Annotated in this window: 5 protein-coding genes; 2 read left to right on the forward strand and 3 right to left on the reverse strand. The window is 70.5% G+C overall.

Going from position 1 to position 7,366, the window contains the following annotated elements; translation table 11 throughout:
• Positions 1-133: 133 nt before the first annotated feature.
• On the reverse strand, positions 134-1,909 hold the full coding sequence (locus tag MJ607_RS18650) for a S8 family serine peptidase (RefSeq protein ID WP_243077135.1): 1,776 nt from the start codon (positions 1,907-1,909) through the stop codon (positions 134-136).
• 252 nt (positions 1,910-2,161) lie between these two features.
• On the opposite strand from MJ607_RS18650, the gene MJ607_RS18655 reads away from it, so the two are divergent.
• Complete coding sequence (locus MJ607_RS18655; protein ID WP_243077136.1) at positions 2,162-3,631, forward strand: NAD-dependent succinate-semialdehyde dehydrogenase; 1,470 nt, start codon at positions 2,162-2,164, stop codon at positions 3,629-3,631.
• A gap of 47 nt (positions 3,632-3,678) precedes the next feature.
• Here MJ607_RS18655 and MJ607_RS18660 read toward each other — a convergent pair whose 3' ends face one another.
• A complete protein-coding gene (locus MJ607_RS18660; protein ID WP_243077137.1) occupies positions 3,679-4,827 on the reverse strand; it encodes an AAA family ATPase in 1,149 nt (382 codons plus the stop codon).
• The gene (pnuC, locus tag MJ607_RS18665) at positions 4,824-5,489 is read right to left on the reverse strand and encodes a nicotinamide riboside transporter PnuC (RefSeq protein ID WP_243077138.1); all 666 of its coding nucleotides are present in this window, start codon (positions 5,487-5,489) and stop codon (positions 4,824-4,826) included. The genes MJ607_RS18660 and pnuC overlap by 4 nt, the downstream gene beginning before the upstream one ends.
• Positions 5,490-5,611: 122 nt before the next feature.
• Here pnuC and MJ607_RS18670 point away from each other — a divergent pair, with 122 nt between their 5' ends.
• Entirely contained in the window at positions 5,612-6,751 is a 1,140-nt protein-coding gene (locus MJ607_RS18670; RefSeq protein WP_243077139.1) for a DNA glycosylase AlkZ-like family protein, read from the forward strand.
• Positions 6,752-7,366: the final 615 nt, after the last annotated feature.

Below are 7,366 nucleotides of genomic sequence, written 5' to 3' on the forward strand. Positions count from 1 at the left end.
GGCGATGGATGCCTCGGCGAGGCATCCGTCCTTCGTCGTGTCCGCCGTGCGGATGCCCGCTGACAGCTGACACGAAAGGGCCGGCTCCCGCAGGAGCCGGCCCCTCGTCGACGTCAGCTGATCGACAGCTCGATCAGCGTCCGATCGCCTTCAGTGCGTTGATGATGCCCTTGCCGTAGAAGCCGTTCGACGCCTTCGTCCCCTCGCACGTGTGGGTGGCGGTCGCGACCGCACCCGACGGCAGGTGACGCGTGTACGTGAACGCCGCCGGCACGGGGCAGGCCGTGTCGATCGCGCTCTGCTCGAGACGCGCCTGCGTGACGATCGGCGGGAGGTAGTCACCGCCGCGGACGAAGTCGCGCACGCCGTACTTGCCGACGATGAGGGCCGAGACCCCCGCCGCGTGCGGCGACGCCATCGAAGTGCCCTGCAGGTACTGGTAGTACGCGCAGGTGGCGCCGCTCGCGTCGCAGCTCTTCACAGCCCAGGGGGCGATGACCTCTCCGTTGGCGTCGATCGCGCCCTCGGCCTCGGCCACGACCTTGGGATAGGCGGCGAGGATGCCCGCGCTGAGATCACGCGTGCCGGCGGGCGTGTCGTACACGTCGCCGCCGGGGGCTGCCACGTCGATGTACCCGTTGCCGTAGTCGGAGTAGTACGCCTTGCGCGACGACGGGCCGGTGCTCGAGACCGAGATCACGCCGCGGCCCTCGGACGGCATCGAGGTGCACGTCGCGGGGTCGAGGAGGTCACGCGCGTAGGCGACTTCACCGGGCACGTCCGCGAAGTCGGGGCTGCTCGCGTCCGAGATCACCTTCGTGTAGTCGCTCGCCCCGTTGCCGGCGGCCGAGACGAGCGTCACGCCGCGGTTGCGGGCGTAGTCGAGCGCGCGCTGCATCGCCTTGACGATCGTCTGCTGCTCCTGCTGGTCCGCGGGCGAGTCGGCGGGGTGGCTCGCGCAGTTGAACAGCCACGGATCGACGTAGTAGCTCATGTTGACGACGTCGACGCCGATCTTGCCGGCGTACGTCAGCGCGTCGATCGAGGGCTGCAGGAAGAAGTAGCCCGAGTCCTGACCCGCGCGGAGGTTCACGATCGTGGCCTCCGGCGCGACGCCCGCGATGCCGATGCCGTTGAGCGGCGACGCGATCGTGGAGGCGACGTGCGTGCCGTGGCCGTCCTCGTCGACGTTCGCCGGGTCCTCGCAGGAGCCGTCCGGGTCGTCCTCGCACGCGCCGTCGATGACATCGCCGTTCGCGTCGAACGGGATGTCGACGGTGAAGTTGCGGCTGAGCGTGGTGCTGAAGTTGGGCGCGATGTCGGGGTGGGTTCCGTCCACACCGGTGTCGAGGATGCCAACGACGATGCCCTTGCCCCGCTCGTACTTGTACGAGCCGTCGGCGGTGGCGCCGATCGCCTTCATGTCCCACTGCAGCGAGGCTAGCGGATCGGCCGTCGGGGTGGCGCCCGTTCCGCGGCTCTTCGCCCCCGCCGCGGCCTGTGCCGCCGCGCTCGCGTCGCTCTTGAGGTCGGCCTCCGCGGCGTCCTCCTTGGTCGCTTCGCCCGTCGCCTTCTGCGCGTCGGGCACGTCCGCGATGACCCGGTTCTGAGCCGTGCCCTCGATCGCGCCCTGCTCAGCCGCTGCCGCCGCGAACTCCGAGTCCGTCGTGGTCACGGTCGCGACTCCGACGTCGGTGTTCTGGCTCACGATCGTGCCGCCGGCCGCCTCCACAGCTGCCTTCGCGGCCGCGGCGGAGGTGCCCTCGGTGAACAGCACGACGAATTCCTGTTCGCCGGTGACATCGCCCGTTGCCGCGCTGACCGGTGAGCCGCTGAACGCCGTGATGGCGAGCGCGAGCGCGCAGGCGCCGGCGATGCCGGCCGCGCGCCTCGATGCGGGTGTCTTCATTGGGGGGTTTCCCGTCTCTGGATGGGCGACGGTCGGATAGACCATCATGCGAGATGCTTCCATCGCCTACGCTCAGGGTTCAACCCTTGCAATCCCGCGGCGATTGACCTATGCAGCTCGCCTCGGGCCTCGTGAGCACGCAGCGGCGTGTACGTGACGGCGAGTCCGGATCGTCGGATAGACACCGCGTATGAAGACCCGGAGGCGTCTCGCCGCACAGAATGCTCGTAGACGATTCGACGAGGGAGTCCCATGAGCGAGAACCGTGAGACCGAACTGCTGGCGAAGGTGCCCGACGGGCTCTTCATCGGCGGCGAGTGGCTGGCCGCCGACGGCGGCAGGACGCTGAAGGTCTACGACCCTGCGACCGGCGAGGTCGTCAAGGAGATCGCGGATGCCGCTCCCGGCGACGGCAAGGCCGCGCTCGATGCGGCGGTCGACGCTTTCCCGTCGTGGTCGCAGACCCCCGCGCGTGAGCGCGCCGAGCTGCTGCGTCGCGCGTTCGACCTGCTGCAGGAGCGCAAGGAGGAGTTCGCGCTCCTCATGACGATCGAGATGGGCAAGCCGCTCGCGGAGGCGCGTGGCGAGGTCGGCTACGGCGGCGAGTTCCTGCGCTGGTTCAGCGAGGAGACTTCGCGCATCCAGGGCCGCTACGGGGCGAACCCCGAGGGCACGGGCCGGATGATCGTGACGCAGCATCCCGTCGGCCCCTGCTTCCTCATCACGCCGTGGAACTTCCCGCTCGCGATGGCGACACGCAAGATCGCGCCGGCGCTCGCCGCGGGCTGCACCGTCGTGATCAAGCCCGCCGAGCTGACGCCGCTCACGACGCTGTACTTCGTCAAGCTGCTCGAAGACGCGGGACTGCCCAAGGGCGTCGTCAACGTCTTCACGACCTCGACATCGGGTGCCGTGTCCGAGCCGATCATCCGCGACCCGCGGCTGCGCAAGCTCTCGTTCACGGGCTCGACCGAGGTCGGCCGGCGCCTGCTCGAGCAGTCCGCGCAGGGCGTGCTGCGCACCTCGATGGAGCTCGGCGGCAACGCGCCGTTCATCGTCTTTGAGGACGCGGATCTCGACAAGGCGGTCGACGGGGCGATCCTCGCGAAGTTCCGCAACATCGGGCAGGCGTGCACGGCCGCGAACCGGTTCATCGTGCACCGCTCGGTCGCCGAGGAGTTCGCGCGGCGCGTCACGGAGCGCGTCGAGGGCTTCCGCATCGGCCGCGGCACCGAGGACGGCGTCGTGATCGGCCCGCTGATCGACGACCGCGCCGTCGCGAAGGCCTCCGCGCTCGTCCAGGACGCCGTCTCGCGCGGCGCGACAGTCACGACGGGCGGCAGCGCGGTCGACGGCCCCGGCACGTTCTACGAGCCGACCGTCGTCACCGATGTGCGGCCCGGCAGCGACATCCTGCGGGAGGAGATCTTCGGCCCGGTGCTCGCGATCATCCCGTTCGATGACGAGGACGAGGCCGTGCGCGTCGCCAACGACACGGAGTTCGGCCTGATCTCGTACGTGTTCACCGAGAGCCTCTCCCGCGGTCAGCGGATGATCGAGCGCCTCGAGACCGGGATGATGGGCCTCAACGTCGGCGTCGCGTCGAACGCCGCCGCGCCGTTCGGGGGCTGGAAGTCCTCCGGCCTCGGCCGCGAGGGCGGCTTCGAGGGCATCCACGAGTACCTGCAGACGAAGTACACCCTCACGCCGAACCCGTTCTGACGGCCGGGGGGCACCTCACTCACCCGCACCCCGCAGGTGGGGGCAGTTCACTCACCCGCATCCGCGGGTGCGGGCACCTCTGCTCGGAGGACTGTCCGGTCCGCCCAGGGCGGCGAGGCGAAGGTCGATCGCTGCTCCCAGAGCGCATCGATCAGCAGCCGGGCGTAGCGGAGGCGCTCCGCCCGGTCTCCGCGCAGCAGCACCCACGATTCACCCCTGCGGGTGAGTTCGGCCGTGAACCAGGACGTCATCTCCGCCCGCAGATGCTCTCCGTCCCGCCATCCGTCCTGCTCGAACGGCACGCCGACGTGATCGGTCACGAGATAGACGGCACGCGGAGGCAAGCCGGCTCGGTTGACGGATGCCGCCGCCGTCGAGTCCTCACCGAGGTACCGGCGCTCCCACACCTCCGTGGCGAGCGGGTCGGTGTCGGCGATCACGAGCGGGCAGGCGAGCGCGGCCTCCTGCTCTCGCTCGAGCTGCGTGGTCGCAGCCTCGGCGAAATGCTCGGGGCGCCACGCGATCGCGTCCATCGACGCCGTCGCACCAGCGGCGCGGGATGCCTCGGCATGCAGTCGGTAGGTCAGCTCGCGGCCGTACTCCTCGACGTCGCGCAGGTGCGGGAAGCCGTTCGCGCGATAGTGCTCGCCGAGATCCCGGGCGAGTGTCGTGGTTCCCGTGGATTCCGCACCCACGACGATGACGCGCGTCGCGAGGTCGAGTCTCGCGATCGGCGCAACACGATCCCAGCGCCGCACGAGATCCCGCCGTACGGCCGTCCCGCTCACTCTGTGCCCGGTGCGGTCGATGTCGTACAGCACGGGCTCGGCACCGAATCGCGCGGCCAGCTCGACGCCGTAGAGCTCCGAGCTGAACACCCCGGTGACCGGGGGCGCGCCCCCGGCATCCAGCGCCTCGCGAAGGATCGCGGCGTTCGCGTGCCACGCGATGTCGGCGCCGTAGTCGACGGGCGCGTCGCAGGGAACGGCGAGGACGCGGGCGTTCCCGAGTTCGGCCGCGGCCGTGCGCAGCCACCGCTCGCGGGTGCCGCGAGGGATGGACTCGAACTGCGACCACATCAGGACGATGGTCAGCCGCTGCGATCTCTCCGACGCGAAGCGCAGGAGGGCGAGGTGCCCGGCGTGCAGCGGATAGAACTTGCCGATGACGAGGCCGTGGGCCGTCTTCCGGGTCACGCGATCACCTCGATCGGCTCGTCCTGGTCGACCGACCGCTGCGGGTCGCGGAGCTGCCGCGTCCAGCTGCGCAGACCATAGATGCACAGAGCCAGGAAGCCCGTGTAGAGGAGCGCAGTCAGCCAGAGGCCCTTGTAGGCGTAGAGCGGGATCGAGACGACGTCCACCGCGATCCAGACCCACCACTGTTCGAGCATCTTGCGCGCCTGCCCCCAGGTCGCGAGCAGCGAGAACGCCAGGATGAACGCGTCCGGCCACGGCACGATCGAGTCGGTGAGGGCGTTGAGAGCGAACGCGATGACGCAGGTCGCGACGCCGGCGATCGCGACGCCGGCGACCGCTTCGATCGTCGTCGCCCGACGGATCGGCACGACGCTCGATCCGAGGGCGCGTCCTTGGCGGCTCCATGCGATCCACCCGTATACGCCCAGTCCGAAGAAAGCCACCTGCAGCACCGCGTCGGCATAGAGTCCGTAGCCGAGGAAGAGTGCGAGGAAAGCCAGGTTGTTGAGGAGGCCGACGGGCCAGTTCCATGAGTACTGGCGGGCGACGGCCCATACGCACAGCGCGCCGGTGACGAAGCCGAACGCCTCGATCCAGCTGATCCGCTGACCGGCGATCGTCGTCATCGTGTGGCTGAGCGCCTGCAGGATGAGATCCACGTCCCCGTACTCCCTCTGTCGTGACGCTCGACGCTATACGCGTCCTCGAGCATGCGCGAAATCCCGTGCGCGGGTCGAATCCGCGGGCGCGCGATGTCCGCCCCGCGGAGCACAATGAGGGCATGGTTCCGACGCTCTCACCAGACGCCGCCAGCGCGTCGCGCGGAGACGCGGGGCGCGGGGGTCGGGTCGCGTCCCTGCGCTCGGAGCGTCTGCGATCGCATCGACTGAGCGCCCCGGCGCCCACCGTGCTCGCCGCGGCGGAGCACATGCTCGCGACACAGGCGCAAGAGTTCTGGGGCGGGCGCTGGGCGCTCGCCGCGCGCACGCGCGGCGAGCCGACGCTCCGCGACGTCGACGCGGCGTTCGACCGCGGCGAGATCATCCGCGCCTGGACGATGCGCGGCACGATCCACGCCCTCCCCGCGAGTGATCTCGCGTGGGTGCTCTCCGTCACGGGCGAGCGGCAGTTCCGCAAGGCCGCGGCCGTGCATCGCGCCGAGGCTATCGACGCCGACGAGCTCGCCCGCGCGGAGCGGCTGGCACGCGCCGCCCTCCGCGGGGGCGATGGGCTCGCCCGCAAGGAGATGTTCGCCGTCTGGGAGGCCGGGGGAGTCTCGACCCGCGCACAGCGGGGGTATCACCTGCTGTTCGCGCTCTCGGTGCGCGGCATCCTGTGCCAGGGCGGCGTCGTGCCGCGCGAGGCGGGTCCCACGCGCGAGCAGTTCTGGGTGCTCGCCGAGGAATGGGCTCCCGACCAGGCCGCGCCGGCAGACGCGCTCGCCGAGTTCTTCGTGCGGTACATCCGCTCGCACGGCCCGGCCGGGGCGCGCGACTTCGCGTGGTGGTCGGGGCTGCCGCTCGGTCTCGCGCGGAAGGCTGCGGAGGCGGCATCCGGTCGGATCGACATCGTCGACGACGAGCCCGAGCCGCAATACGTCGTCGCGGGTCCCGCGCCCCGGCGGAGCGCGTCCGCGCACGAGGTCCACGCCCTGCCGCCTTTCGAGGAGTACTACCTCTCGTACGTCGACCGCACCGTGCCGTGCGCGCCCGGGTTCCTCGCCGCGATCGGGCCGAGCATGAACGGGATCGTCCGCCCCATCCTCGTCGCCCGCGGCGAGGCCGTCGGCGTGTGGACGCACTCGGTCGCCGTCGGCAGGCACGCCGACGACCCGATCCCCGAGCTGTTCAGTCCGGATGCCGCGACCGACGCCGAGATCGCCGCCGCCCTCGACCGCTACAAGGCCTTCATCACGGCGTAGCCCGCGCGCTTGCCGTGCCCGGGTGCATCGGCGTGGGTTGGTGTCGGGTTGCGGCCCGGCATGCGGCGTCTGTCCACCCCGATCGGTCTGGGCGTGGCCGGGTGGGGTGGGTTGGTGTCGGGTTGCGGGGGGTGGATGCGGCATCCGCTCACCCCGAAGCGTGGGGGTGTGGCCGGCTGGGGTGGGTTGGTGTCGGGTTGCGGGGGTGGATGCGGCATCCGCTCACCCCGAAGGGTCGGGGTGTGGCGGGGTGGGGTGAGGTGGTGTCGGGTTGAGGGGGTGGATGCGGCATCCGCTCACCCCGAAGCGTGGGGGTGTGGCCGGGTGTGGCCGCTTGAGGTGAGTTGGTGTCGGGTAGAGAGGGTGGATGCGGCATCCGCTCACCCCGAGGCGTCGGGGTGTGGCCGGGTGGGGTGAGTTGGTGTCGGGTTGAGGGGGTGGATGCGGCATGCGCTCACCCCGAGGCGTCGGGGTGTGGCCGGGTGGGGTGAGTTGGTGTCGGGTTGAGGGGGTGGATGCGGCATCCGGTCAAGTCCTTTTGAGTGGTGTATCCGGTCGCGTGTGATCCCTCGTGTTGTTATGCGGTGAGGGCGCGGTAGTCGGGTTCGGGGATCT

Origin of the sequence: Microbacterium sp. SS28 (genome assembly GCF_022761035.1) — a bacterium.
Classification (GTDB): Bacteria; Actinomycetota; Actinomycetes; order Actinomycetales; family Microbacteriaceae; genus Microbacterium.

Coding starts and splice junctions, on each gene's coding strand:
- MJ607_RS18670 (WP_243077139.1), top strand. CDS start 5,612: ATGGTTCCGACGCTCTCACCAGACGCCGCCAGCGCGTCGCGCGGAGAC.
- MJ607_RS18655 (WP_243077136.1), top strand. CDS start 2,162: ATGAGCGAGAACCGTGAGACCGAACTGCTGGCGAAGGTGCCCGACGGG.
- MJ607_RS18650 (WP_243077135.1), bottom strand. CDS start 1,909: ATGAAGACACCCGCATCGAGGCGCGCGGCCGGCATCGCCGGCGCCTGC.